The sequence below is a fragment of the Pseudomonas brassicacearum genome (genome assembly GCF_003732225.1).
Taxonomy (GTDB): Bacteria; Pseudomonadota; Gammaproteobacteria; order Pseudomonadales; family Pseudomonadaceae; genus Aquipseudomonas; species Aquipseudomonas brassicacearum_E.
The window spans coordinates 122,601-147,424 of the sequence record NZ_MOBJ01000009.1; the positions used below are offsets into that span (position 1 = coordinate 122,601).

24 protein-coding genes are annotated in these 24,824 nt (G+C 60.0%); 9 read left to right on the forward strand and 15 right to left on the reverse strand.

From position 1 onward, the window contains the following. From ccoO (BK659_RS14100) to ccoN (BK659_RS14125), 6 genes are all read right to left on the reverse strand, one after another. Positions 1–609, reverse strand: coding sequence for a cytochrome-c oxidase, cbb3-type subunit II (gene ccoO, locus BK659_RS14100; RefSeq protein WP_123425668.1), 609 nt, complete (start codon positions 607–609; stop codon positions 1–3). After that, positions 609–2,051 carry a cytochrome-c oxidase, cbb3-type subunit I gene (gene ccoN / locus BK659_RS14105; RefSeq protein WP_123425669.1) on the reverse strand — a complete coding sequence of 481 codons (1,443 nt, stop codon included), beginning with the start codon at positions 2,049–2,051 and terminating at the stop codon, positions 609–611. Before ccoN (BK659_RS14105) ends, ccoO (BK659_RS14100) begins: the two co-directional genes overlap by 1 nt. Positions 2,052–2,533: 482 nt before the next feature. Then, on the reverse strand, positions 2,534–3,487 hold the full coding sequence (gene ccoP / locus BK659_RS14110) for a cytochrome-c oxidase, cbb3-type subunit III (protein ID WP_123425670.1): 954 nt from the start codon (positions 3,485–3,487) through the stop codon (positions 2,534–2,536). Beyond that, positions 3,484–3,687, reverse strand: a complete 204-nt coding sequence (locus BK659_RS14115) for a cbb3-type cytochrome oxidase subunit 3 (RefSeq protein ID WP_123425671.1) — start codon at positions 3,685–3,687, stop codon at positions 3,484–3,486. The genes ccoP and BK659_RS14115 overlap by 4 nt, the downstream gene beginning before the upstream one ends. A 3-nt stretch (positions 3,688–3,690) precedes the next feature. Continuing rightward, complete coding sequence (gene ccoO, locus BK659_RS14120) at positions 3,691–4,299, reverse strand: cytochrome-c oxidase, cbb3-type subunit II (RefSeq protein ID WP_123425672.1); 609 nt, start codon at positions 4,297–4,299, stop codon at positions 3,691–3,693. 10 nt (positions 4,300–4,309) lie between these two features. After that, entirely contained in the window at positions 4,310–5,734 is a 1,425-nt protein-coding gene (gene ccoN, locus BK659_RS14125; protein WP_123425673.1) for a cytochrome-c oxidase, cbb3-type subunit I, read from the reverse strand. A gap of 98 nt (positions 5,735–5,832) precedes the next feature. Between ccoN (BK659_RS14125) and BK659_RS14130 the strand changes: the two genes are divergently transcribed. Beyond that, positions 5,833–6,510 carry an alpha/beta family hydrolase gene (locus BK659_RS14130; RefSeq protein WP_123425674.1) on the forward strand — a complete coding sequence of 226 codons (678 nt, stop codon included), beginning with the start codon at positions 5,833–5,835 and terminating at the stop codon, positions 6,508–6,510. 188 nt (positions 6,511–6,698) lie between these two features. Here the strand turns inward: BK659_RS14130 and BK659_RS14135 are convergent, their stop codons facing one another. The 3 genes from BK659_RS14135 to acnA form a co-directional block, all read right to left on the reverse strand. Beyond that, on the reverse strand, positions 6,699–8,264 hold the full coding sequence (locus tag BK659_RS14135; protein ID WP_123425675.1) for a methyl-accepting chemotaxis protein: 1,566 nt from the start codon (positions 8,262–8,264) through the stop codon (positions 6,699–6,701). A gap of 99 nt (positions 8,265–8,363) precedes the next feature. Then, positions 8,364–9,155: a CPBP family intramembrane glutamic endopeptidase gene (locus tag BK659_RS14140; protein ID WP_123425676.1), complete on the reverse strand. Its 792-nt coding sequence runs from the start codon at positions 9,153–9,155 to the stop codon at positions 8,364–8,366. Between the two features lie 211 nt (positions 9,156–9,366). Then, entirely contained in the window at positions 9,367–12,117 is a 2,751-nt protein-coding gene (gene acnA, locus BK659_RS14145) for an aconitate hydratase AcnA (RefSeq protein WP_123425677.1), read from the reverse strand. 222 nt (positions 12,118–12,339) lie between these two features. Here acnA and rlmM point away from each other — a divergent pair, with 222 nt between their 5' ends. Together rlmM and tusA are read left to right on the forward strand one after the other, a co-directional pair. Continuing rightward, the gene (gene rlmM, locus BK659_RS14150; protein ID WP_123425678.1) at positions 12,340–13,413 is read left to right on the forward strand and encodes a 23S rRNA (cytidine(2498)-2'-O)-methyltransferase RlmM; all 1,074 of its coding nucleotides are present in this window, start codon (positions 12,340–12,342) and stop codon (positions 13,411–13,413) included. Positions 13,414–13,591: 178 nt separating this feature from the next. Beyond that, positions 13,592–13,843, forward strand: coding sequence for a sulfurtransferase TusA (tusA, locus tag BK659_RS14160; protein WP_071550969.1), 252 nt, complete (start codon positions 13,592–13,594; stop codon positions 13,841–13,843). On the opposite strand, the gene BK659_RS14165 is transcribed toward tusA, so the two are convergent. Beyond that, positions 13,840–15,249, reverse strand: coding sequence for an MATE family efflux transporter (locus BK659_RS14165; protein WP_123426081.1), 1,410 nt, complete (start codon positions 15,247–15,249; stop codon positions 13,840–13,842). The two genes, tusA and BK659_RS14165, sit on opposite strands and share 4 nt — an antisense overlap. Positions 15,250–15,510: 261 nt before the next feature. On the opposite strand from BK659_RS14165, the gene pdxB reads away from it, so the two are divergent. Continuing rightward, positions 15,511–16,653 (forward strand): 4-phosphoerythronate dehydrogenase PdxB, encoded by a 1,143-nt coding sequence (pdxB, locus tag BK659_RS14170; protein WP_123426082.1) that lies wholly within the window; start codon positions 15,511–15,513, stop codon positions 16,651–16,653. Between the two features lie 26 nt (positions 16,654–16,679). On the opposite strand, the gene BK659_RS14175 is transcribed toward pdxB, so the two are convergent. Both BK659_RS14175 and BK659_RS14180 read right to left on the reverse strand, forming a co-directional pair. Continuing rightward, positions 16,680–18,041 carry a heavy metal sensor histidine kinase gene (locus BK659_RS14175; protein ID WP_123425680.1) on the reverse strand — a complete coding sequence of 454 codons (1,362 nt, stop codon included), beginning with the start codon at positions 18,039–18,041 and terminating at the stop codon, positions 16,680–16,682. Continuing rightward, the gene (locus BK659_RS14180) at positions 18,041–18,721 is read right to left on the reverse strand and encodes a heavy metal response regulator transcription factor (RefSeq protein ID WP_123425681.1); all 681 of its coding nucleotides are present in this window, start codon (positions 18,719–18,721) and stop codon (positions 18,041–18,043) included. The genes BK659_RS14175 and BK659_RS14180 overlap by 1 nt, the downstream gene beginning before the upstream one ends. A gap of 155 nt (positions 18,722–18,876) precedes the next feature. Between BK659_RS14180 and copI the strand changes: the two genes are divergently transcribed. Together copI and queF are read left to right on the forward strand one after the other, a co-directional pair. Then, positions 18,877–19,410: a copper-resistant cuproprotein CopI gene (gene copI, locus BK659_RS14185; protein ID WP_123425682.1), complete on the forward strand. Its 534-nt coding sequence runs from the start codon at positions 18,877–18,879 to the stop codon at positions 19,408–19,410. A 61-nt stretch (positions 19,411–19,471) separates the two neighbouring features. Next, positions 19,472–20,302 (forward strand): NADPH-dependent 7-cyano-7-deazaguanine reductase QueF, encoded by an 831-nt coding sequence (gene queF / locus BK659_RS14190; protein ID WP_123425683.1) that lies wholly within the window; start codon positions 19,472–19,474, stop codon positions 20,300–20,302. A 172-nt stretch (positions 20,303–20,474) separates the two neighbouring features. On the opposite strand, the gene BK659_RS14195 is transcribed toward queF, so the two are convergent. Together BK659_RS14195 and BK659_RS14200 are read right to left on the reverse strand one after the other, a co-directional pair. Further along, a complete protein-coding gene (locus tag BK659_RS14195) occupies positions 20,475–20,738 on the reverse strand; it encodes a DUF4404 family protein (protein ID WP_123425684.1) in 264 nt (87 codons plus the stop codon). Positions 20,739–20,861: 123 nt separating this feature from the next. Beyond that, positions 20,862–21,482 carry an HAD superfamily inactivated hydrolase PcrP gene (locus BK659_RS14200; protein WP_123425685.1) on the reverse strand — a complete coding sequence of 207 codons (621 nt, stop codon included), beginning with the start codon at positions 21,480–21,482 and terminating at the stop codon, positions 20,862–20,864. Positions 21,483–21,684: 202 nt separating this feature from the next. Here BK659_RS14200 and BK659_RS14205 point away from each other — a divergent pair, with 202 nt between their 5' ends. After that, positions 21,685–22,374, forward strand: a complete 690-nt coding sequence (locus BK659_RS14205) for an MlaA family lipoprotein (RefSeq protein ID WP_123425686.1) — start codon at positions 21,685–21,687, stop codon at positions 22,372–22,374. Positions 22,375–22,433: 59 nt separating this feature from the next. Here BK659_RS14205 and BK659_RS14210 read toward each other — a convergent pair whose 3' ends face one another. Further along, on the reverse strand, positions 22,434–22,733 hold the full coding sequence (locus BK659_RS14210) for a PilZ domain-containing protein (RefSeq protein ID WP_123425687.1): 300 nt from the start codon (positions 22,731–22,733) through the stop codon (positions 22,434–22,436). A 276-nt stretch (positions 22,734–23,009) separates the two neighbouring features. Here BK659_RS14210 and rssB point away from each other — a divergent pair, with 276 nt between their 5' ends. Both rssB and rssC read left to right on the forward strand, forming a co-directional pair. After that, positions 23,010–24,191: a two-component system response regulator RssB gene (rssB, locus tag BK659_RS14220; protein WP_123425688.1), complete on the forward strand. Its 1,182-nt coding sequence runs from the start codon at positions 23,010–23,012 to the stop codon at positions 24,189–24,191. Beyond that, positions 24,191–24,673, forward strand: coding sequence for an anti-sigma factor antagonist RssC (gene rssC / locus BK659_RS14225; RefSeq protein ID WP_123425689.1), 483 nt, complete (start codon positions 24,191–24,193; stop codon positions 24,671–24,673). The genes rssB and rssC overlap by 1 nt, the downstream gene beginning before the upstream one ends. The last annotated feature ends 151 nt before the right edge of the window (positions 24,674–24,824 follow it).

Consider the following 24,824-nt stretch of genomic DNA (forward strand, 5'->3'; position numbering starts at 1 on the left):
TCACCGTTTGCTTTTGATGATGGTGCCCAGGCCTTGCAGATAGGCCACCAGCGCGTCCATTTCGGTTTTGCCCTTCACGGCATCTTTTGCACCGGCGATGTCTTCGTCGGTGTAAGGAACGCCGAGCGTGCGCAAGACTTCCATTTTCTTCGCGGTGTCTTTGCCGTCGAGCTTGTTTTCCACGAGGAACGGGTAAGCCGGCATTTTCGACTCAGGCACCACGTTGCGCGGGTTGTACAAGTGCGCACGCTGCCAGTCATCGGAGTAACGACCACCGACACGGGCCAGGTCCGGACCGGTACGCTTGGAACCCCACAGGAACGGGTGGTCCCAAACGCTTTCACCGGCTACCGAGTAGTGGCCATAACGTTCGGTTTCAGCACGGAACGGACGGATCATCTGCGAGTGGCAGCCGACACAACCGTTGGCGATGAAAATGTCACGGCCTTCAAGTTCCAGCGCCGGGCGTGGCTTCATGCCTTCAACCGGTTTGTTGGTCACGTCCTGAAAAAACAGGGGGACGATCTGGGTCAAGCCGCCGACGCTGACGGCGATAACCATGAAGAAGGCCAGCAGGCCAATATTCTTCTCGACTGCTTCATGCTTCATCAGTGAGCTCCAACTACAGCGATCTGAGCGGCGGCTTCGGCTTCAGCCGGGTTCGAGGCGCGTACGGTACGGAATACGTTGTAGGCCATGAACAGCATGCCGCTGGCAAAGAACGCACCACCCAGGGCGCGAACGATGAAACCAGGGTGGCTGGCTTGCAGCGCTTCGACGAAGGAGTAGGTGAGGGTGCCGTCATCGTTGATAGCACGCCACATCAGACCCTGGGTGATGCCGTTGACCCACATCGAGGCGATGTAGAGCACGGTACCGATGGTCGCGAGCCAGAAGTGCGTGTTGATCAGGCCGATGCTGTGCATCTGCGGACGACCGAAGATTTTCGGGATCATGTGGTACAGCGCACCGATCGAAATCATCGCCACCCAGCCCAAGGCACCGGCGTGTACGTGGCCGATGGTCCAGTCCGTGTAGTGCGATAGCGAGTTGACGGTCTTGATGGCCATCATCGGGCCTTCGAAGGTCGACATGCCGTAGAACGCCAGGGACACGACCAGGAAACGCAGGATCGGGTCGGTCCGCAGCTTATGCCAGGCACCCGACAGGGTCATCATGCCGTTGATCATGCCGCCCCAGCTTGGCGCCAGCAGAATGATCGACATCGCCATGCCCAGCGACTGAGCCCAGTCCGGCAGTGCGGTGTAGTGCAGGTGGTGCGGGCCAGCCCAGATGTACAGGGTGATCAGTGCCCAGAAGTGCACGATCGACAGGCGATACGAGTAGATCGGACGCTCGGCCTGTTTCGGCACGAAGTAGTACATCATCCCCAGGAACCCGGTGGTCAGGAAGAAACCTACCGCGTTGTGGCCGTACCACCACTGGATCATGGCGTCAGTCGCACCGGCGTACGCCGAGTAGGACTTGAAGAAGCTGACCGGCAAGGAGGCGTGGTTGACGATGTGCAGCATCGCCGTCACGACGATGAAGGCACCGTAGAACCAGTTACCGACATAGATGTGCTTGGTCTTGCGCTTGACGATGGTGCCGAAGAACACCAGACCGTAGGTGACCCAGACGATAGCCAGCAGGATAGCCAGAGGCCATTCCAGTTCCGCGTATTCCTTGGTGGTGGTGTAACCCAGCGGCAAGGTAACGATCGCGCCAACGATTACAGCCTGCCATCCCCAGAAGTGGAAGGCAGCGAGGCTGTCGGAAATCAGTCGCGTTTGGCAGGTTCGCTGCACGACGTAATAAGAAGTGGCAAACAGTGCACAACCACCGAAGGCGAAAATCACCAGGTTGGTGTGCAGCGGGCGTAGGCGTCCAAAAGTCGTCCACGGCAGGCCAAAGTTAAGTTCTGGCCATACGAGCTGTGAGGCGATGAAGACACCGAGCCCCATGCCAAGGATCCCCCAGACCACCGTCATGATGGCGAACTGGCGGACTACCTTATAGTTATAAGCAGTCGGACTGATTGCTGTGCTCATTCTAAGGTTCCACGGTTTGGGTGTTTTATTAGGAGTAAAAATCGGTCGCAAGTATGGAGAAAACAGGGGGTCATTGCAACGCGCCATGACCTGCGTCAATGCTTCCAAAAGCTGATTCTGCGGCCTTTCCATGTGCCGCGTAGGGACAAAATTGCCCATGGGCAAAATGTCCCGGCGGACGAAAAAGGCGAGGGGGTCTGGTCAGTTGTAACTGGGTGTGTTCAAACGAGGCGGGCAGGTGACAGACGGCAACTTGCGCGACAGCCGGTATCTACCAGCCTTTGCGGCCTGTCATCGAACAGATTCGTCGAACGCATCGTGTACGGTTGACCCTTGACCGGCTGTTGCCAGTCCGCTTCGGAGCAAGCTTAGACGTGAATTCGCCGAACCGAAAGGCGGACCTTTGGAGGGTGCGACAATGCGTCGCAAAGGGGCAGGGAACTGCCGCATCCGGGTGAATGCGGCAGTAGAGCTGTCAATATTTACTGGCTTTTGCTTGCAGCCTGCAAACCCTCGGCGCGGGTGGCGTGAGACAAGCTGTACACATACGCGGCCAGCAGTTGCACCTTGTCGTTGCCGAGCAGTTCGTTCTGCGCCGGCATGTGACCCTGGCGACCATGGCGGATGGTCTGTTGCAGCTGCGTCAGGCTGGTGCCGTAAATGAAACCTGCCGGTTGCGTCAGGTTTGGCGCCCCCATCAGTTCCGTACCCTGACCGTTTACGCCGTGACAGGCTACGCAGGTGGTGCTGAATGTTTGCTGTCCGGCGTGCAGGTCAGCGCCGCTGTCGGCCGGCAGTGGCAGGCCGGCGAGTTCGTGACGCACATAGGCCGCGACGTTTTTCACCCCGGTCTCACCCAGTACTTCGCCCCAGGCCGGCATGGCCGCCATGCGTCCACCCATGATGGTGGTCTTGATGGTGTCGGGACTGCCACCCCAACGCCAGATACTGTCGGCGAGGTTAGGGAAGCCGAAGGCGCCCTTGGCATCCGAGCCGTGGCAGACCGCGCAGTTGGAGGCAAACAGGCGTCCGCCCATTTTCAGCGCTTGCGGGTCTTTGGCGACTTCTTCCACGGGCATGGCTGCGAATTTGGCGAAGATCGGTCCGAATTTGCTGTCGGCCTTGGCCATTTCCTTTTCCCATTCCTTGGTCTGGGTCCAGCCGTCTTCATAGCCTGGCAATACGCCTTTCCAGTTGCCCAGGCCCGGATAAAGGATCAGGTAACCGACGGCAAACACCAGGGTCCCGGCGAACAGCATGAACCACCACTGCGGCAGCGGATTGTCGTACTCCTCGATGCCGTCGAAGCTGTGGCCCATGGTCTGGTCGACGCTGCCCTTGGTTTCGCCCTTGCGGGTGCCGATCAGCAGCCAGGTCAGGCCGATCAGGCTGCCAATGGTCAGTACGCAGATCCACGTACTCCAGAAGGTGGTCATGGCCGGGTACTCCTTGTTGCGGATTCTTTGATGTCGGTGTCGTCGGGTTGCGGTTCATCGGCAAAGGGCAGCAGGCGCGCTTCGGCGAATCCCGGGCTGCGTTTGCTGTTGAAAACCCACAATGTCAGGCCGACGAAGGCTACGAAGACGACGACGGTGCCCAGGCCGCGGATCATTCCAGTACTTATTTCAAAGGGCATGGCTCACCTCTTGCTCTTGATCGCAGTGCCGAGCACTTGCAGGTAGGCGACGAGCGCGTCCATTTCGGTCTTGCCCTTGAGCGTTTCGACGCTGCCTGCAATGTCTTCGTCGGTGTACGGAACGCCGAGGGTGCGCATGACTCGCAACTTGGTTTCGGTGTGGCTGCTGTCGAGCGGGTTGGCCACCAGCCATGGGTAGGCGGGCATCTTCGACTCCGGCACGACGTTGCGCGGGTTGTACAAGTGCGCGCGGTGCCAGTCTTCCGAGTAGCGGCCGCCGACCCGGGCCAGGTCCGGCCCGGTGCGTTTGGAGCCCCAAAGAAACGGGTGATCCCAGACGCTTTCACCGGCCACCGAATAGTGGCCGTAGCGCTCGGTCTCGGCGCGGAACGGACGAATCATCTGCGAGTGACATTGCACACAGCCTTCACGGATGTAGATGTCGCGCCCTTCGAGTTGCAGCGCGGTGTAAGGCTTCATGCCTTCGACCGGCTTGTTGGTGACGTCCTGGAAGAACAGCGGGACGATCTGGGTCAGACCACCGATGCTCACCGCGAAGACCATCAGCAGCAACAGCAGGCCGACGTTTTTCTCAATCGTTTCGTGTTTCATGGCGGACTCCTCAGGCCATCTGCGCCGCGGCGGCGACTTCGGCTGGCTGTGCGGCACGCACGGTGCGCCAGGTGTTGTAAGCCATCAGCAACATGCCGCTGAAGAAGATCGCGCCGCCCACCAGTCGCACGACGTAGCCCGGGTGACTGGCCACCAGGGTTTCGACGAAGGAGTAGGTCAGCGTGCCGTCTTCGTTGACGGCGCGCCACATCAGGCCCTGGGCGATGCCGTTGACCCACATCGAGGCGATGTAGAGCACGGTGCCGATGGTCGCGAGCCAGAAATGCGCGTTGATCAGGCCGAGGCTGTGCATCTGCGTGCGGCCGAAGATTTTCGGGATCATGTGGTACAGCGCGCCGATCGAGATCATCGCCACCCAGCCGAGTGCGCCGGCGTGTACGTGGCCGATGGTCCAGTCGGTGTAGTGAGACAGCGCGTTGACGGTTTTGATGGCCATCATCGGCCCTTCGAAGGTCGACATGCCGTAGAACGCCAGGGACACCACGAGGAAGCGCAGGATCGGGTCGCTGCGCAACTTATGCCAGGCGCCCGAGAGGGTCATCATGCCGTTGATCATGCCGCCCCAACTTGGTGCCAGCAGCACCAGCGACATCACCATGCCCAGCGACTGCGCCCAGTCCGGCAGCGCGGTGTAGTGCAAGTGGTGCGGGCCGGCCCAGATGTACAGGGTGATCAGTGCCCAGAAGTGCACGATGGACAGGCGATAGGAGTACACCGGACGCTCGGCCTGTTTCGGCACGAAGTAATACATCATCCCGAGGAAGCCGGCGGTGAGGAAGAAACCTACCGCGTTATGCCCGTACCACCACTGCACCATGGCATCGGTCGCACCACCGTATGCCGAGTAGGACTTGACGAAGCTCACCGGCAGGGACGCGTGGTTGACGATGTGCAGGATGGCTACGGTGATGATGAACGCACCGAAAAACCAGTTACCGACGTAGATGTGCTTGGTTTTGCGCTTCATCACCGTGCCGAAGAACACGACGCCGTAGGCCACCCAGACAATGGCGATGAGAATGGCGATCGGCCATTCCAGCTCGGCGTATTCCTTGGAGGTGGTGTAGCCCAGCGGCAAACTGATTGCGGCCAGCACGATCACCAACTGCCAGCCCCAGAAGCAGAACTGCGCGAGTTTCGGCGCGAACAGCTGGGTCTGGCAGGTGCGCTGCACCGAGTAGAAAGAGCTGGCAAACAGTGCGCAACCGCCAAAGGCGAAGATCACCGCGTTGGTGTGCAGTGGGCGCAAGCGGCCGAAGCTGGTCCAGGGCAAATTGAAGTTGAGTTCGGGCCAGACCAATTGAGCCGCGAGAAAAACCCCGAGCCCCATGCCGACGATGCCCCACACCACCGTCATAATGGCGAATTGGCGGACCACCTTGTAGTTATAGGCGGTACTTAAAGAAGTGTTCATGGTTCCCCATCCACGGTTCAGCCGAAGTGAAGACGTCTGCGCAAGGCGATGACGCTCCCTTCGCCTGGAGTTATAGGCAGATTAAAAGCGAGGCAAGCATGGACAAACAGCACAAAGCCAGTATTGACGGGGATCAATGGGCGCAGTGCGTGCAGGATCATGGATGGTTGTGGGATGCCGCTTCAGTGCCGGCATCGGCAACGCTGATTCTCGCGCATGGCGCCGGCGCACCGATGGACAGTGACTGGATGAACGACATCGCCGCACGCCTTGCCGCGCAGGGCGTCAACGTGTTGCGCTTCGAGTTTCCCTATATGGCGCAACGACGTCTTGATGGCGGCAAGCGCCCGCCGAATCCGGCGCCGAAATTGCTCGAATGCTGGCGTGAGGTCTATGCGCTGGTGCGACGCCATGTCGCTGGGCGTCTGGCCATTGGCGGCAAGTCCATGGGCGGACGCATGGCCAGTTTGCTGGCCGATGAGTTGGGGGCGGATAGGTTGGTGTGTCTGGGGTATCCGTTTTATGCGGTGGGTAAACCGGAAAAGCCTCGGGTCGAGCATTTGGCCGGGCTCAAGACGCCGACGCTGATTGTGCAGGGGGAGAGGGATGCGCTGGGGAATCGTGAGGCGGTCGAGGGTTATACGTTAGCGCCGAGCATCGAGGTGTTTTGGCTGGTGGCTGGCGATCATGATTTGAAGCCGTTGAAGGCCTCGGGGTTTACTCACGACCAGCATCTGGCAGCTGCGGCCAGCAAGGTAGCTGAATTTATCCGGTGAGATTTTCTGTGACAGTCAGGGCCTCATCGCGAGCAAGCTCGCTCCCACAGGGATCAGTGCATCAACCACAATCCATTGTGGGAGCGAGCTTGCTCGCGATGGCTGCCTCACAGGCGACAACGCTTTCACGCCAGCCATAAAAAACCCGGAAGTATCACCTCCCGGGTTTTTGTATTTGCCAGCAACGATCAGCGGTTAAACCGCTCCACCAACGAATACTGGGTATTCGCCGTTCGCGTCAGCTCTTCACTCAGCAACGCCGAGTTCTGTGCCTGTTCCGAGGTCTGGTCGGCCAGTTGCGCGATGGTGCTGATGTTGCGGCTGATCTCTTCAGCCACTGCGCTTTGCTCTTCGGTAGCGGCAGCGATTTGCGTGGTCATGTCGGTGATGTTGGCCACCGCTTCGCTGATGCCCACCAGTGCCTGGTCAGCTTCCAGAACCCGCGCCACGCCTTCTTCGGCCTGGCGATGTCCCGCTTCCATGGTTTGCACCGCCGTGCTGGCGGTCTGTTGGAGCTTGGCGATCAGGCTGTGGATCTGCCCGGTCGATTCGCTGGTGCGTTGCGCCAGTTGCCGTACTTCGTCAGCCACCACCGCAAAACCACGACCCATCTCACCGGCGCGAGCCGCTTCGATGGCGGCGTTCAAGGCCAGCAGGTTGGTCTGGTCGGCGATGCCTTTGATCACGTCGACCACGCCACCGATTTCGTCGCTGTCCTTGGCCAGTTGGGTCACCGTCAGACCGGTTTCACCGACCACCACTGACAGGCGCTGGATAGCTTCACGGGTTTCGCCAGCGATATCCCGACCACGACCGGTCAGGCGATTGGCTTCCTGGGTGGCGTCAGCGGTGCGTTGCACGTGGCTGGCGACTTCCTGGGTAGTGGCGGCCATCTGGTTGACGGCCGTTGCCACTTGCTCGGTCTCGACGCGCTGACGTTCCAGACCGGTCGAGCTTTTGTGCGCCAGGGTGTCGGACTGTCGAGCCTGTTCGGTCAGGTGCTCGGCGGTGTCTTGCAGGCGAGTCAGGCAGGTCTTCAGACGGGCTTCCTGGCTGAGGATCGACATTTCCAGACGCGCTTGAGCGCCGCGGCTGTCGGTGTACATCTGCGCAATCAGCGGGTCGGAAGTGGTCTGCTCGGCCAGGCGCAGCAAGCGCTTGAGGCCACGCTGTTGCCAGCTCAAACCGAGCAGGCCGAGCGGCACCGAAAGTCCGGCAGCCAAGGCAAAACCCCACTGCGAGTTGAGCGTGGCGCCAATCATGAAGCTCAGCTGGCTGACCAGAATGAACGGCAACCAGTCCTGTAGCACCGGCAGCCATTTGTCTGTTTGAGGAATCGCCGACTTGCCCTGATTGATGCGTTGGTAGAGCGCTTCGGCGCGGCGGATCTGTTCGGCGGTGGGCTTGACCCGCACCGACTCGTAACCGACCACCTGCTTGCCGTCGAATACCGGTGTGACATAGGCGTTAACCCAGTAGTGGTCACCGGTCTTGCAGCGATTCTTGACAATGCCCATCCATGGCAAGCCTTGTTTCAGTGTGTCCCACATGTGCGCGAAGACCGCAGCCGGGACGTCGGGGTGACGAACCAGGTTGTGCGGTGCACGGATCAGCTCTTCACGAGAAAACCCGCTGATTTCGACGAAAGCGTCGTTGCAGTAGGTGATCACGCCTTTGGCATCGGTCGTGGAAATCAACCGTTGCTGAGCCGGGAAGGTCCGTTCGCGTTGTGTAATGGGCTGGTTATTACGCATGGCTTTTTCAATCCGCAAGGCTTTGACAGGGTGTCGGCAGCGCCAGGAATAAATTGAAATTATTTTTCAATATTCAGCGGTGCCGCACATTGTTTGATTTCAACCGGCCAGCATCGGGTAGGTGAAGAGGCCAAAGTGCAACAGATTCAAACCAAAGTGCGTGGCGATGGCGGCCCCCAGTCCACCGAAACGGTACGCCAGACCGTAACCAACCCCGGCAAGGCTCGCCAGCAGCACCCATTGCCAGCCGGCGCCCAGGTGCGCCAGGCCGAACAACAGCGCGGTGCCGAGCAAGGCGAGGTGTTCGCCGTAGCGCAGGTGTTGCAGGCAGCGACTCAAACCACCCTGAATGTAACCGCGAAACAGCGCCTCCTCGACCAGCGTCACCAGCAGCAGGTTGTTCAGCACCCAGAGCCAGGATTGATCGGGCCACTTCGGCGCCCAACTGATCATGCCCAGCAACAGCGCGCCACCAAGAGCAGTCAGCACGCTAAGGGTCAGTGCCGCGGCGGTGGCATACAGTGAAAGGCGCAGGGAGCGGCGACCGACAATCCACGGGCAAACCAGCAACAGCCAGAAGCCAATCAGTGGTTTATCCAGATTCAGGTACATGGAATACGGCACCGCATCGGCGGTGAAGCGTTCCGGGCCGATACCACGACCGTTGTAGAAACCGGGAAGCCAGTGCATTGCCAGCGCGAGCGCCAGGAAAACGAACAAGCCGTGACCCAGGACGCGGCCGACCTGGATCTGTGGTTGGCGAACGGCAAAACCGGCAAACAGTAACAACCCGACGGTAATTGCCGCCAGCCAGCCGAGTTGACTGTAGATCAGGGCCAGTGCGTAGCCGATGGAGAGGAGTGCCAGATAGAGCCATGGCAGAGCAATCATGTGAAATCCTTGTGTCTAAGATTCTGCGGGCCACCTCGGTCCACTGTGGGAGCGAGCTTGCTCGCGATAGCGTACTGACAGTCGACATTGATATCGAATGTTATGGCCCCTTCGCGAGCAAGCTCGCTCCCACAGGAGGTGTGCGATTAAAGGGACGTTCGCGACACAAACAAAAACACCGCCCGAAGGCGGTGTTTTTGTCAGTGCGACATTATGAAGCGATCAACTGTCGCAACACGTAATGCAGAATCCCTCCCGATTTGAAGTATTCCACTTCGTTCAGCGTGTCGATCCGGCACAGCACGTCCACCTTCTCGCTGCTGCCGTCCTCGCGGGTGATCACCAGCGTCAGGTTCATTCGTGGCGTCAACTCGACGCCTGTCAGTCCCTGAATGCTGAGTGTCTCCTTGCCGGTCAGGTTCAGGCTCTTGCGGTTCTGATCGAGCTTGAACTGCAGTGGCAGCACCCCCATGCCCACCAGATTGGAACGGTGAATCCGTTCGAAACTCTCGGCGATCACCGCTTTGACGCCCAGCAGGTTGGTGCCCTTGGCCGCCCAGTCACGGCTTGAGCCGGTGCCGTATTCCTGGCCGGCGATCACCACCAGCGGAGTGCCCGCCGCTTGATAGCGCATGGCGGCATCGTAGATCGGCAGTTTTTCACCGGTCGGAATGTAGAGCGTGTTGCCGCCTTCTTCGCCGCCGAGCATTTCGTTGCGAATGCGGATGTTGGCGAAGGTGCCGCGCATCATCACTTGATGGTTACCGCGACGTGAGCCGTAGGAGTTGAAGTCGCGCGGTTCCACACCCTGTTCACGCAGGTAGCGCCCGGCCGGGCTGTCGGCCTTGATGTTGCCGGCGGGAGAGATGTGGTCGGTGGTCACCGAATCGCCCAGCAGGGCCAGCACGCGTGCACCGCTGATGTCCTGAATCACCGGCAGGGGGCCGGAAATGTCATCGAAGAACGGCGGATGCTGGATGTAGGTGGAGTCCTTCTGCCAGACGTACGTCGCCGCTTTCGGGACTTCGATGGCTTGCCACTGCGCGTCACCGGCGAACACTTCGGCGTATTCCTTGTGGAACATCGCGGTGTCGACCTGCGCCACGGCGTCGGCAATTTCCTTGCTGCTCGGCCAGATGTCCCGCAGGTACACCGGCTTGCCATCCTTGCCATCGCCCAGTGAGTCGCTGCTGATGTCCATGCGCACGCTGCCGGCCAAGGCATAAGCGACGACCAGCGGCGGGGAGGCCAGCCAGTTGGTTTTCACCAGTGGATGCACGCGACCTTCGAAGTTGCGGTTGCCGGACAGCACTGAAGCGACGGCCAGGTCGGAACTCTGAATGGCTTTTTCAATCGGTTCCAGCAACGGTCCAGAGTTGCCGATACAGGTAGTGCAGCCATAGCCGACCAGAGAAAAGCCCAATTCATCGAGGTATTGGGTCAGGCCCGCGGCCTTGTAGTAGTCAGTGACCACTTTGGAACCGGGCGCCAGCGAGCTTTTCACCCACGGTTTGCGTTTGAGGCCTTTCTCCACGGCTTTTTTCGCCACCAGCCCGGCAGCCATCATCACGCTCGGGTTGGAGGTGTTGGTGCAAGAGGTGATGGCGGCAATCACCACGGCGCCGTTTTTCAGGCGATAGGTCTGGCCTTCATACTCGTAGTCCGTTTCGCCGATGAGGTCGGCATTGCCGACGGCAACACCGCCACCACCTTCGCTTTCGAGGCGACCTTCTTCCTTGCTGGTGGGGCGGGTGGGTTTGACTTGCAGGCCGAGGAAGTCAGTGAACGCCTGGGCGACATTTGGCAGCGACACCCGGTCCTGTGGGCGTTTGGGGCCGGCGAGGCTGGCTTCGACGCTGCTCATGTCCAGCGCCAGGCTGTCAGTGAACACCGGTTCTTTACCGGGCAGGCGCCACAGGCCCTGGGCTTTGCAGTAGGCCTCGACCAGTTTCACCACGGCGACGGGCCGACCGGACAGGCGCAGGTACTCCAGTGTCACCTCGTCCACCGGGAAAAAGCCGCAGGTGGCGCCATATTCCGGGGCCATGTTGGCGATGGTCGCGCGATCCGCCAGTGGCAATTCAGCGAGACCGTCGCCATAGAACTCAACGAACTTGCCGACCACGCCTTTCTTGCGCAGCATCTGGGTGACGGTCAACACCAGGTCGGTGGCGGTAATGCCTTCCTTGAGTTTGCCGGTGAGTTTGAAACCGATCACTTCCGGGATCAGCATCGACACCGGTTGGCCGAGCATCGCCGCTTCCGCTTCGATGCCGCCAACCCCCCAGCCGAGCACGCCGAGGCCGTTGATCATGGTGGTGTGGGAATCGGTGCCGACCAGCGTATCCGGGAAGGCATAGGTGCGGCCGTCCTCATCTTTGGTCCACACGGTGCGGCCGAGGTATTCGAGGTTGACCTGGTGACAGATGCCGGTGCCCGGCGGCACGACGCTGAAGTTATCGAAGGCGCTCTGGCCCCAGCGCAGGAAGGCGTAACGCTCGCCATTACGCTGCATCTCGATGTCGACGTTTTGACCGAAGGCAGCACTCGTTGCAAATTTGTCGACCATCACCGAGTGGTCGATCACCAGGTCCACTGGCGACAGCGGATTGATTCGCTGCGGATCGCCACCGGCCTTGGCCATGGCGGCGCGCATGGCGGCGAGGTCGACCACCGCCGGCACGCCGGTGAAGTCCTGCATTAATACGCGCGCGGGGCGGTACTGGATCTCCCGGTCGCTGCGCCGCTCTTTGAGCCAGGCGGCGAGGGCCTTGAGGTCGGCGCCGGTGACGGTTTTTTCGTCTTCCCAGCGCAGCAGGTTTTCCAGCAGGACTTTCAGCGACATCGGCAGCTTGTCGAGATCGCCCAAGGACTTTGCGGCTTCCGGCAGGCTGAAATAATGGTAGGTCTTGTCGTCTATTTGTAAGGTTTTAAGGGTTTTCAGGCTATCGAGGGACGGCATTGAAATGACTCCTTTGGGTCCGCACGGCTACGGACTGGCGGGACAGACAGAGCTCTTAACCTAGCCCTGTTTAGACGTTAAGGCTAATAACCGGACTCTATGGACAAGTCCGGGCTGGTGAACTCGGCTATCATGCGCCGGTTTTCGTGACAGGCTTTGCTTCAACGCAAGTCTGGGCATCGCGCAGTGGTTGAATTTCTCGCCATCTGCCCAGGAGTAAGAATGAACACCCTCTTTATGCATTGCCGGCCAGGCTTCGAAGGCGAAGTCTGTTCCGAGATTTCCGAACACGCCGCACGGTTGAACGTGGCCGGTTATGCCAAGGCCAAAACCGCCAGCGCCTGCGCCGAGTTTGTCTGCACCGAAGAAGACGGCGCCGAGCGCCTGATGCGCGGCCAGCGTTTTTCCCAGCTGATCTTCCCGCGCCAATGGGCTCGCGGCATCTTCATTGATCTGCCGGAAACCGACCGCATCAGCGTGATCCTCGCCCATCTGGCGAGCTTCCCGACGTGCGGCAGTCTGTGGTTGGAAGTGGTCGATACCAACGACGGTAAAGAACTGTCGAACTTCTGCAAGAAATTCGAAGGCCCGCTGCGCAAGGCGCTGACCGGTGCCGGCAAATTGGTGGAAGACCCCAACAAGCCACGTTTGCTGTTGACCTTCAAAAGCGGCCGTGAAGTGTTCGTCGGCCTGGCCGAGGCCAATAACTCGGCGATGTGGCCGATGGGCATTCCGCGCTTGAAGTTCCCGCGTGAAGCGCCAAGCCGTTCGACCTTGAAGCTGGAAGAGGCGTGGCACCATTTCATCCCGCGTGATCAGTGGGATGAGCGCCTGCACAGCGACATGACCGGCGTCGACCTGGGCGCCGCGCCTGGCGGCTGGACCTGGCAACTGGTCAACCGTGGCATGTTGGTGACCGCTATCGATAACGGCCCAATGGCTGAAAGCCTGATGGACACCGGGCTGGTGCAGCATTTGATGGCCGACGGTTTCACCTTCAAGCCCAAGCAACCGGTGGACTGGATGGTCTGCGACATCGTCGAGAAACCGGCGCGCAACGCCGCGATGCTGGAAGAGTGGATTGGCGAGGGGCATTGCCGCGAGGCGGTGGTCAACCTGAAGCTACCGATGAAGCAGCGTTATGCCGAAGTGAAGCGCTTGCTTGAACGCATCGAAGAGGGCTTCAAGGCGCGGGGTATTCGGGTCGATATCGGCTGCAAGCAGCTGTATCACGACCGTGAAGAGGTGACCTGCCATTTGCGCCGGCATGATATGAAAAAACCGAAAGCTCGCTGATTCACACGGACCAATGTGGGAGCGAGCTTGCTCGCGATTTCGGTGTGTCATTCAACATTGAAGTCGGCTGATGTACCGCTATCGCGAGCAAGCTCGCTCCCACAGGTACATCGAAATGCCACAGATGACGATATACCCCGCATTGCGCGACAATAGCGGCCAGTTTCAGGAGTGAATCATGAGTGAAATGATCAATACGCCGGTAGACGGCACCCTCGACGCCACCGGCCTCAATTGCCCGGAGCCGGTGATGATGCTGCACCAGCATATTCGTGATCTGGTGCCTGGCGGCCTGCTCAAGGTGATTGCCACCGACCCGTCGACCCGTCGCGACATTCCCAAGTTCTGCGTGTTTCTGGACCATGAACTGGTTGGACAGCATGAAGAGGCAGGCACCTACCTCTATTGGATCCGCAAGAAACTCGCTTAACCCGCTGACCGACTGATGCGGATTCGCTTGCGTGCACTGCGCGTCAGGCGGATCGACAGCATCAGCGCCGCGCAGCTCAAGCCCACGATCAAGCCCTGCCACAGCCCGCTCGGGCCACTCGGCGCGCCGAGCCAGTTGGTCAAGCCAAGGGCGTAACCCACCGGCAAACCAATCCCCCAGTAAGCGAACAAGGTCAGGATCATCGTCACGCGAGTGTCCTGATAACCGCGCAGCGCACCTGCAGCAGTCACCTGGATCGCATCCGAGAACTGAAACAGCGCCGAATAGACGATCAGCATCGACGCCACCTGAATCACGATCGGGTCGGCGGTGTAAATCGCCGCGATGTGTTCACGCAGCAACAGCATCATGCTCGCCGACAGGCAGGCGTAAGCCAGCGCAGTGCCCATGCCGACACCGGCGGCGAAGCGTGCTTCGCGGGGTTCCTCGCGTCCAAGTGCCTGGCCGACCCGCACGGTCACGGCCATGCCCAGGGAGTAGGGGATCATGAACACCAGCGAACTGAAGTTCAGGGCAATCTGGTGCCCGGCCACCACCGTGGCGCCGAGGCTGCCGATCAACAGGGCGATTACCGCGAAAATGCTCGACTCGGCGAACACTGCGATGCCGATCGGCAGGCCGATGCCCAGCAGACGCTTGATCACCGCCCATTGCGGCCAATCGAAACGGCTGAACAGCTGACTCGATTGATAGGCCGGTGCCCAACGCTCCCAGCCGGCCATGCCCAGCGCCATCACCCACATCACGATTGCCGTGGCCCAGCCGCAGCCGACGCCGCCCATGGCCGGTACACCGAGGTGGCCATATATGAAGATGTAGTTCAGCGGGATATTCAGCGCCAGTCCACACAGACCCAGAACCATCGCCGGCCGGGTGCGTCCCAGGCCGTCACTGAAGCAGCGCAGCACGTGATACAGCGCCACCGCCGGCAGACCGCTGGCGATGCCGTGCAGGTATTGCATGCACGGGCCGATCAGCTCGGGATCGACCTTCATAATGTGCAGGATCGGTTCGGCGCTGAACAGCATGCCAGTCGCCATCAGGCCCACCACCAGCGCCAGCCACAATGCCTGACGGACGATAGGGCCGATCTCGGCGTGGGTGCCGGCGCCGAAGCGCTGAGCCACTTTTGGCGTGGTCGCCAGCAGCGTGCCGGTCATCAGCAGGAACACCGGCACCCAGATCGAGTTGCCGAGAGCCACCGCCGCCAGATCGCGTGGCCCGACGCGGCCGGCCATCACCGCATCGACGAAGCCCATGGCGGTGGTCGCCAACTGCGCGATCATGATCGGCAGCGCCAGGCCAAGCAGGTTTTTAAGCTCCAGGCGAACCCGGGCCGGGCGGTTGAGGGAAATAGCGGCGGGGCTGTCAGTTACGGAATTCACAGGCGAAGCGTCCAGAGAGGTTTGATGCGCGGGGCGGCGCATTCTACGCGTTGACGCCGCAGTCAGGAAAATTCCTGTGTTGCGGATTTGTAATCGCGCACCTTTGCATCGATCCACCGTAGGAGCTGCCGCAGGCTGCGATCTCTTGATGTTGCTTTCCAATAAGCAATGCTCAATGAAATCGAAGATCAAGAGATCGCAGCCTGCGGCAGCTCCTACGAAGATGTGCGCTACACTGCCGATCCGCCAAAGGAGCCTGCCATGCTGATTGTTGCCGACGAAAATATCCCGCTGCTCGATGCGTTCTTTGAAGGTTTCGGCGAAATCCGCCGTGTACCGGGACGCTCCATCGACCGCGCCACGGTCGAGGCGGCCGATGTGCTGCTGGTGCGCTCGGTGACCAAGGTCGACCGCGACTTGCTGGAAGGCAGCAAGGTGCGGTTTGTCGGTACCTGCACCATTGGCACCGATCACCTGGATCTGGACTACTTTCAGCAGGCCGGCATCACCTGGTCCAGCGCGCCGGGCTGTAATGCCCGAGGCGTGGTCGACTACGTGCTGGGCAGCCTGCTGACCCTGGCTGAAATCGAAGGCGTCGATCTGGCCGAGCGCACATACGGGGTCGTCGGCGCCGGTGAAGTTGGCGGTCGGCTGGTCAAGGTTCTGCAAGGTTTGGGCTGGAAGGTACTGGTGTGTGATCCACCGCGTCAGGCGGCCGAAGGCGGCGAATTTGTCAGCCTGGAGCAGATCATCGGGCAATGCGACGTCATCAGCTTGCACACTCCGTTGAGCCAGAACGCTGAGCAATCGACCTGGCACCTGTTTGACGAAAACCGCTTGAACCAACTCAAGCCCGGTGCCTGGCTGATCAACGCCAGCCGTGGCCCGGTGGTGGATAACAGCGCATTGCGCGAAGTGCTGCTGGCGCGCGAAGACCTGCAAGCGGTGCTGGACGTGTGGGAAGGCGAGCCGAGCGTCGATATCGCTTTGGCTGAACTGTGCGTGATTGCCACCCCGCATATCGCCGGTTACAGCCTCGACGGCAAGCAGCGCGGGACCGCGCAGATCTATCAAGCGTTTTGCCAGTTCCTCGGGCAGCCAGCTCAGGTCTCCCTTGATGAGTTGTTGCCGGCACCGTGGCTGGCGCAAGTCCACTTGAACGCCAGTTGTGATCCAGCCTGGGCCTTGGCGATGGTCTGCCGTGGGGTGTACGACCCGCGTCGCGATGACGCGGATTTCCGCCGCAGCCTGGTGGTCAGCGGTGCCGAACAGCGCACGGCGTTTGACCTGCTGCGCAAGCATTACCCGGAACGTCGAGAGATTGATGGGCTGAAGGTACGCATTGACGGCGAATCACCGGCCTTGCGGCAAATGGTGGCAGCGTTGGGGGCAACGGCTGTCTAGCGACCTGCAGGCCAGCGTTGCTGGCCTCAAACCCCTTTCGGCAACTCCATCAAAAACCGCGTCCAGCCCTGGCCCGATTCGCAATGAATCGTTCCACCATGGGCGCGGATGATCGATTGAGTGATCGCCAACCCCAATCCTGCATGTTCGCTGCTGCCTTCATGGCGCGCCGGATCTGCACGGTAGAAGCGGTCGAACAAGCGCGGCAGCAACGCTTCGGCAATGCCTTCCCCGGAGTTCTCGATACTCAGGCTCAACCCTTTTGGCGCATCGACAATCCGCACTTGAACCTCGCCGTGTGGCGGGGTAAAGCGCAGCGCGTTGTCCAGCAGATTGGAGAGGGCGCGGCGCAACATGCTGCGGTCACCACTGATGCCGGCGCTGCCGAGTCGGGTCAGTTTGACCTGGGCGTCTTCAGCCAACGGTGCGAAGAATTCCAGTAGCAGATCCGCTTCCTCAGCCAGTTGCAGTGGCTCGCATTTTGGAATCAGCAAACCGTGATCGGCCTTGGCCAGATAGAGCATGTCGTTGACCAGTTGCGCCATCCATTGCAGCTCTTCGAGGTTGCTGTGCAGGGCCTCGCGGTAATCTTCGAGGTCACGCGGGCGGGTGAGGGTGACTTGAGTGTGGGTCAGCAGATTCGACAGCGGCGTGCGCAGTTCGTGGGCGATGTCGGCAGAGAAGGCTGATAGTCGCTGGAACGAGTCGTCGAGACGGCCGAGCATGGCGTTAAACGTGTGGGTCAGCTCGGCGAGCTCCGTGGGCATTTGATCTTCGGGCAGGCGCTGGGTCAGTGAGCTGGCAGAGACCCCGGCGGCCACTTCACTCATGCGCCGCAACGGCCGCAAACCACTGCGCGCCGCCCACGCACCGAGCAGCGCGGTGGCCAGCGCCGACCAGCCGACGGTCAGCCAGATCAAATGCTGCATGCGCTGTAAAAAGTGCTGATGGTGGGTGATGTCGAGCATCAGAATCAGCTGCGCGGAATCGGCTTTGTCCGGCGCAAGTGCAGCGCTGTAGACCCGATACGCCGTGCCGGCGCTGTGAAAATTGTGAAGGCCGGACTGGGCTGGCAAGTCGGCAGGCAGGTTAGTCGCACTGTCGAACCACACACGCCCATCGGCACCGCGGACCCGCAATGCCAGGTCCGGCTGATGGCTCATTTCCTCTTGCAAGCGGGCTTTGCGTTCGGCGAACAACACTGGGTCGTCGGCACCCGCCAAGGCGCTGCGCAGGGCGATCAGCTTGCTGTCGAGCAGTTGCTGGTCGAGTTCAATAAAGTGCGTTTCGCTGGCGCGACTGAACAGCACGCCGGCGAACAACGAAACCACCGCCGTGCAGGCGGCAAACAGCAACGCCAAGCGGCCGCTCAGGGACAGGCGGCGCATCAGGCGGGACGCTCTTCAAGCACGTAACCCATGCCGCGCACGGTATGAATCAACTTGTTCGGGAAGTCGTCGTCGATCTTCAGGCGCAGGCGGCGGATCGCCACTTCAATGACGTTGGTGTCGCTGTCGAAATTCATATCCCAAACCTGCGAAGCGATCAGCGATTTGGGCAGCACTTCGCCCTGACGACGCAGGAGCATTTCCAGCAAGGCGAATTCCTTGGCGGTCAGGTCGATGCGCTGGCCGCTGCGCTCGACCCGGCGCCGGATCAAGTCCAGTCGCAAATCCGCCAGTTGCAGGCTGGTCTCCTGCGGCGTAGCGCTGCCGCGACGCAACAGGCTACGCACGCGGGCAAGGAGTTCGGAGAAGGCGAAGGGCTTGACCAGGTAATCGTCGGCGCCCAGTTCCAAACCGTGAACCCGGTCTTCAACGGCGTCGCGAGCCGTGAGAAACAGCACCGGAATATCCAGGCCGGCGCTGCGCACCGCTTGTAGAATCTGCCAACCGTCACGGCCAGGGAGCATCACATCGAGAATCAGCAAGGCGTAATCGCCGGTCAGCGCCAGGTGTTGGCCGGTGTTGCCGTCGGCCACCAGTTCAGCGTTGAAACCAGCCTCGGTCAGGCCTTGGCGCAAGTAATGGCCGGTTTTCGGTTGGTCTTCGACGATCAGCAGTTTCATGAGGCGCTCGAGGTCAATGGAACAGGGGCGTTATACCGTGGCGGGCGGCCATGCAGCACAACCTTACAAAGTTGTAATCTAACCGTCAGCTGGCTGGCAGCGGCGCAGCCATAGAGTTTCCCACAGGCTGAACCTCATCTTGTTGGAGTGTGATCATGTTTTTGCGTCATCGATTGGTGCTTGCCGGCTGTTTGCTGGTGTTGAGTTTTCCCGTATGGGCCTCGCCGGCACAGAGCTACGACTTCGGTGCGCCAGCCCCGGCGGCCAAGGCTACACGCAGTGTCGAAATCGTGATGGGCGATATGTCGTTCACGCCCAAGGCGCTGGAAATCAAAGCCGGCGAGACAGTGCGTTTTGTGCTGATCAATAAAGGCCAGTTACTGCACGAGTTCAACCTGGGCCATGCGGCGATGCATGCAGCGCATCAACAGGAAATGCTGAAAATGCAGCAGAGCGGCATGCTGACCCCGACCGCGATGAAAAGCGCTTCCATGGACCATGGCTCGATGCCGGGTATGGATCATGGCGCAAGCATGAAGCACGATGATCCGAACAGTGTGCTGGTGGAGCCGGGCAAAACCGCCGAGCTGACCTGGACCTTCAACAAAGCCGGCAACCTGGAATTCGCCTGCAACATCCCCGGCCACTATCAGGCGGGCATGGTCGGCAAATTGACTGTCAGTCAGTAAGCACTCAAAGGCGGGAGCAAAGGCTGTTAGAATCCGATGATTCTTCAGTCAGGTTTCCGCCATGCATCCCGCAGCCGAACATTCGCCGCTGGGCAAATCCAGCGAATACATCGCCACGTACACGCCGTCCTTGCTGTTCCCGATCCCGCGCACCGCGAAATGGGCCGAGCTGGGCCTGACGGCTGAAACCCTGCCGTACAAGGGCGTGGACTTCTGGAACTGCTTCGAACTGTCCTGGCTGTTGCCGTCGGGCAAGCCAGTGGTGGCCATCGGCGAATTCAGCATCCCGGCGGACTCGCCGAACATCATCGAATCGAAGTCGTTCAAGCTGTACCTGAACTCGCTGAACCAGACGCCGTTCGCCGATACCCAAAGCCTTGAAGCTACTTTGGTGACCGATTTATCGGCGGCGGCTGGCAAACCGGTGGGCGTGCGCATTCGCAGCTTGAACGAGGTTCAGGCCGAAGGCGTCGTGGCGCTGCCGGGTGTGTGCATCGATGATCTGGACATCAGCGTCAGCAACTACGAGCATCCGCGTCCGGAACTGCTGCGTTGCGACGATTCGCGCATCGTTGAAGAAAGCGTGCACAGTCATTTGCTCAAATCCAATTGCCCGGTCACCAGTCAACCGGACTGGGGCAGCGTAGCGGTCGAGTACCGTGGCGCGGCGCTGGATCACGCCAGCCTGTTGGCCTATCTGGTGAGCTTCCGTCAGCACTCGGACTTCCACGAGCAATGCGTAGAGCGGATCTTTCTCGATCTGCAACGCTTGCTGAAGCCGGAAAAACTGACCGTGTATGCGCGTTACGTGCGCCGCGGCGGGCTGGACATCAACCCGTATCGCAGCACTGAAGCGGTACAACTGCCGAACCACCGGTTGGTCCGTCAGTAGAGATCCAGTGTGGGAGCGAGCTTGCTCGCGATGGCGGAGGAACAGCCAACATTAATGTTGGATGTGCTGGCCTCATCGCGAGCAAGCTCGCTCCCACAGGGGATTGCATTTCAGGCCGTATAAAACGAAAAAGCCCCGCTATCACTAGCGGGGCTTTTTTGCATCTGAAGGGTCAGATCCCGATGTTGCCCAGGGTCTGCACGATGTTGCGCAAAATGGTGGCCAGCGCCGGGTGGTCCACTTCGAAACGCTCTACGGCAAGGTTTACGCCGTCTGACAGGCTGCTGTCCTGCGTCGCGGTTTCCAGTTTGATCTGCGCCTCGATCTTCTGCATCAGTTCTTGCAGGTGTTCGCGTTCTTCCAGCGTGAGCGGTGGGTTCTGCTCCAGTTGCTCGCGCAGGGCGTTGAGCTGTTCTTGCAGTTCGCGGGCAGGCATGGCGTTCTTCCTTTTATCGATAGGCACTGGCATAGACCGCAGCGATGGGCCAAAGGTCTGCATCTGACCTTTAGATTAATCCACTGGCGAGCGAAGTGCATGATCTTGATCAAGAACGGCCCATCAGGGCTTTTCACCCTTGTGTCGGCGCAGGCCGATGTCTGACAGGCAAGTGCCGAGTTCGCCCAGATGATCGATCACCGAATGCACGCCGAGGCTGAACAGTTGCAGGGTCGCCTTGCCGCGTTTGAGCTCGCGCTCTTGCTGGCTCAAGGCTTGCCACTCACTGGGCGCCAGCCCGCAGAGCGAGCCACAGGACGCCAGGCCAATGGTCCAGAGCCCGGCATTGAGGCCCGATTGCAGCAAGCGCGGTTCGCCGCTGACCAGTATGCAGCCGTCCAGGCGATCGATGTTCAGCGCCATCAATGCTTGCCAGCACGCATCGGGGGAAGGCCATTGTCCGACGTTCAGCGTGTGTGGGCTGGCGGTGATCCAGTCCGGCAGCGAAGTGGCCAGGGCGTGGCTTTGCGCGTGCGGCAACTCGTCGAGCCAGGCGCACGGAATGCCTTGAAGTTGCAGGCTGTGCAGCGCTTCCAGAGCGCCCGGTGTCAGGTGCGCCCGTTCGGTCGCGTCGTTGTTGTTCTGACGGCTACAGGCGCCGAAATCCACCAGGCAGCCGCTGAGACCGAAAAGCACTGCGGTCGGGTTGGGGATGCTGTGGGGGAGGGCTTGGGCGTGAGGCATTTCGACGTCCCTGAAATAACCTGAGAGGTTATGGACGGACCATGACAGTTGAGTGACATCGGGATGAATCGGCCGCACAAAGGCCGGTTCGCCGTAGAGCGTTTCCCGGGTGGCTGCCTAAAAATACTTATCCGTCTTATACTAGCGCGCTAATTGCCCGGGTATTGAGGCCCGCGCCAGTACGATCCAAGGAGTTTTTGCTATGCGCTGGAGCAATCGTCTAGCTCGACTATGTGTGTGTGCCGGCGTGTTGCTGGTTCCGTTCGCTGCCCAGGCCGCGTCGGAAGATGACCCTTGGGAAAGCGTTAACCGTCCGATCTACAAGTTCAACGACGTGCTGGACACCTACGCCTTGAAACCTCTGGCGCAGGGCTATCAGTTCATCACGCCGCAGTTTCTTGAAGACGGTATCCACAACTTCTTCCGCAACATCGGTGACGTCGGCAACCTGGCCAACGACATCTTGCAGGCCAAGCCTCACGCTGCCGGCGTTGATACGGCTCGTCTGCTGATGAACACCACCTTCGGCCTGGCCGGTTTCTTCGATGTGGGCACCAAAATGGGCCTGCAACGTAACGACGAAGACTTCGGTCAGACCCTCGGTCACTGGGGTGTGCCGAGCGGTCCTTACGTGATGCTGCCGTTCTTCGGCCCAAGCACATTGCGTGATGCACCGTCCAAGTACGTCGACACGTACACCCAACCCTACCGCTACATGAACGACATTCCGGCGCGCAACATGGCGTACGGCATGAGCGTAATCGACACCCGTGCCAGCCTGTTGTCGAGCGAGAAGCTGATCACGGGCGACAAATACATCTTCATTCGCAACGCTTACCTGCAGAACCGCGAATTCAAGGTCAAAGACGGCAAGGTTGAAGACGATTTTTAATCGTCACCTGCACAACAAGAAGGCGGCCATTTGGCCGCCTTCTTTGTTTCTATTCGTGCTCAATTCATTTTCAGGATTGTAAGCCCAAGTTTCTGGCCACCAGCGTCCTGTTGAGTGACCCAGACCACTTCGGTCTCGGCTTCCAGGCCTTTGAGCGCGGCGTGCTCGGAATCGATGCGCACGTTCAGCGTGTCACCCACCTGGAACGAACGGTTCGCCCGAACCTGCATGCCACTGCTGGAAAGGTCGATACAGACGGCTGGAATCAAATCGCCGGCGTGGATCAATGTGACGTCCGCATCGACCCGCATGCGGATGTAATCACGCTTTTCACTGTAGTCACGATCGGTTTGGCTCATGGGCTCGATCCTTCCATTGTGTTGCGGTTTTGGCTGTTCTTATAACTCCCGGTGATTTGCGATGTAAAGACGCCTGATGACCATCGGCGTGAGCTTGAAACGCCTCGCGGATGGGAGTACCGTCTGCGCCTTAGAAGGGCACCTCTGATGAACACGCTTGTAGGGCAAATGCTCGAAAGCGGTGCGACAGAGAGGCTAGAAAGCGAATCCAGTAGTGTGTGCCGGGCCGAATGCCCCGCCAGCTACGCCAACCTAATTCTGGCGCCGTTTGCCCACATGCAAAAAACCAGTGCCACGCTGCTGATAATCGATGACGACGAAGTAGTACGCGCGAGTCTCGCGGCCTATTTGGAAGACAGTGGGTTCAGCGTCCTTCAGGCCAGCAATGGCCAGCAGGGGCTTCAGGTATTCCAGCAAAACCAACCCGACCTGGTGATCTGCGATCTGCGCATGCCGCAGATGGGCGGGCTCGAACTCATTCGTCAGGTCACTGACCTTTCGCCGCAAACCCCGGTGATCGTGGTCTCGGGTGCCGGCGTAATGAACGACGCCGTCGAGGCCCTGCGCCTGGGCGCGGCGGACTACCTGATCAAACCGCTGGAAGATCTGGCCGTGCTCGAGCACTCCGTGCGCCGGGCCCTGGATCGTGCGCGTCTGCTGCTGGAAAACCAGCGTTATCGGGTAAAACTCGAGACCGCCAACCGCGAGCTCGAAGCCAGCCTGAACCTGTTGCAGGAAGACCAGAACGCCGGGCGTCAGGTGCAGATGAACATGCTGCCGGTCAGTCCCTGGACGATCGACGAGTTCAAGTTTGCGCACCAGATCATCCCGTCGCTGTACCTGTCGGGCGACTTCGTTGACTACTTTCGGGTCGACGAGCGTCGGGTAGCGTTCTACCTGGCGGACGTTTCAGGGCATGGCGCTTCATCGGCATTCGTGACCGTGCTGCTGAAATTCATGACCACGCGTTTGCTGTTCGAATCCAAGCGCAATGGCACCTTGCCAGAATTCACCCCTTCAGAGGTCCTTGGTCATATCAACCGAGGCCTGATCAGCTGTAAGCTGGGCAAACATGTCACGATGGTCGGTGGAGTCATCGACGAGGAGACGGGTTTGTTGACCTATAGCATCGGCGGGCACCTGCCGTTGCCAGTGTTATACACGCCAGAGAGTGTGGGTTATCTCGAAGGGCGCGGTCTGCCGGTGGGCTTGTTCAATGAAGCCACCTACGAAGACCACGTCATCGAGCTGCCGCCGGTATTCAGCCTGACGCTGATGTCCGATGGCATTCTGGACCTTTTGCCAGAACCGACACTCAAAGAGAAAGAGGCCGCCTTACCTGAACGGGTAAGAACGGCGGGCGGCAGCCTGGATGGCTTGCGGCAGGTTTTTGGATTGGCCACGCTAGGGGAGATGCCGGATGATATCGCCCTGTTGGTGTTGAGCAGGAATCTTTAATGAGTACCGGTAGAATCCAGTTCGCCGAGCAGGACGGCACCTTCGTCCTGAAGTTCGTCGGTGAAGTTCGCCTGACCCTGTGTTCGGCGTTGGATGCGACTATTGAGCGGATCTTCACGGCGTTGAACTTCAATGCAATCGTGATCGATCTGACCGAAACCCGCAGCATCGACAGCACCACGCTGGGCCTGTTGGCCAAGCTGTCGATCATGTCGCGGCAAAAGGTCGGCCTGCTGCCGACCGTCGTCACCACCCACGAAGACATCACGCGGCTGTTGGAGTCCATGGGCTTCGAGCAGGTGTTCAACATCGTTGACCGCCCGATTCCGTGCCCGGAATGCCTGACCGACCTGCCAGACCAGGATCAGTCCGAAGAAGTGGTGCGGATCAAGGTGCTGGAAGCGCACAAGATCCTCATGGGTCTGAACGACTCCAACCGCGAAGCTTTCCATGACTTGGTGAACGCCCTGGAGCGTCACTGATCCGCTAAGTCGGTGTGGGCCTCACTGGCCCCATCGCGAGCAAGCTCGCTCCCACACTTGTCTTGCGTCGATCACACTTACGTGGTCTGACACAGATCCCCTGTGGGAGCGAGCTTGCTCGCGATGGCGTCAGACCTGCCACCCGTTGCCT

Coding starts and splice junctions, on each gene's coding strand:
- rlmM (WP_123425678.1), top strand. CDS start 12,340: ATGAACACCCTCTTTATGCATTGCCGGCCAGGCTTCGAAGGCGAAGTC.
- BK659_RS14210 (WP_123425687.1), bottom strand. CDS start 22,733: ATGAGCCAAACCGATCGTGACTACAGTGAAAAGCGTGATTACATCCGC.
- tusA (WP_071550969.1), top strand. CDS start 13,592: ATGAGTGAAATGATCAATACGCCGGTAGACGGCACCCTCGACGCCACC.
- BK659_RS14205 (WP_123425686.1), top strand. CDS start 21,685: ATGCGCTGGAGCAATCGTCTAGCTCGACTATGTGTGTGTGCCGGCGTG.
- BK659_RS14200 (WP_123425685.1), bottom strand. CDS start 21,482: ATGCCTCACGCCCAAGCCCTCCCCCACAGCATCCCCAACCCGACCGCA.
- BK659_RS14140 (WP_123425676.1), bottom strand. CDS start 9,155: ATGATTGCTCTGCCATGGCTCTATCTGGCACTCCTCTCCATCGGCTAC.
- BK659_RS14180 (WP_123425681.1), bottom strand. CDS start 18,721: ATGAAACTGCTGATCGTCGAAGACCAACCGAAAACCGGCCATTACTTG.
- ccoN (WP_123425673.1), bottom strand. CDS start 5,734: ATGAACACTTCTTTAAGTACCGCCTATAACTACAAGGTGGTCCGCCAA.
- BK659_RS14195 (WP_123425684.1), bottom strand. CDS start 20,738: ATGCCTGCCCGCGAACTGCAAGAACAGCTCAACGCCCTGCGCGAGCAA.
- BK659_RS14115 (WP_123425671.1), bottom strand. CDS start 3,687: ATGCCCTTTGAAATAAGTACTGGAATGATCCGCGGCCTGGGCACCGTC.
- BK659_RS14135 (WP_123425675.1), bottom strand. CDS start 8,264: ATGCGTAATAACCAGCCCATTACACAACGCGAACGGACCTTCCCGGCT.
- rssC (WP_123425689.1), top strand. CDS start 24,191: ATGAGTACCGGTAGAATCCAGTTCGCCGAGCAGGACGGCACCTTCGTC.
- ccoO (WP_123425672.1), bottom strand. CDS start 4,299: ATGAAACACGAAACGATTGAGAAAAACGTCGGCCTGCTGTTGCTGCTG.
- queF (WP_123425683.1), top strand. CDS start 19,472: ATGCATCCCGCAGCCGAACATTCGCCGCTGGGCAAATCCAGCGAATAC.
- pdxB (WP_123426082.1), top strand. CDS start 15,511: ATGCTGATTGTTGCCGACGAAAATATCCCGCTGCTCGATGCGTTCTTT.
- rssB (WP_123425688.1), top strand. CDS start 23,010: ATGCAAAAAACCAGTGCCACGCTGCTGATAATCGATGACGACGAAGTA.
- BK659_RS14175 (WP_123425680.1), bottom strand. CDS start 18,041: ATGCGCCGCCTGTCCCTGAGCGGCCGCTTGGCGTTGCTGTTTGCCGCC.
- ccoN (WP_123425669.1), bottom strand. CDS start 2,051: ATGAGCACAGCAATCAGTCCGACTGCTTATAACTATAAGGTAGTCCGC.
- ccoP (WP_123425670.1), bottom strand. CDS start 3,487: ATGACCACCTTCTGGAGTACGTGGATCTGCGTACTGACCATTGGCAGC.
- BK659_RS14130 (WP_123425674.1), top strand. CDS start 5,833: ATGGACAAACAGCACAAAGCCAGTATTGACGGGGATCAATGGGCGCAG.
- acnA (WP_123425677.1), bottom strand. CDS start 12,117: ATGCCGTCCCTCGATAGCCTGAAAACCCTTAAAACCTTACAAATAGAC.
- ccoO (WP_123425668.1), bottom strand. CDS start 609: ATGAAGCATGAAGCAGTCGAGAAGAATATTGGCCTGCTGGCCTTCTTC.
- copI (WP_123425682.1), top strand. CDS start 18,877: ATGTTTTTGCGTCATCGATTGGTGCTTGCCGGCTGTTTGCTGGTGTTG.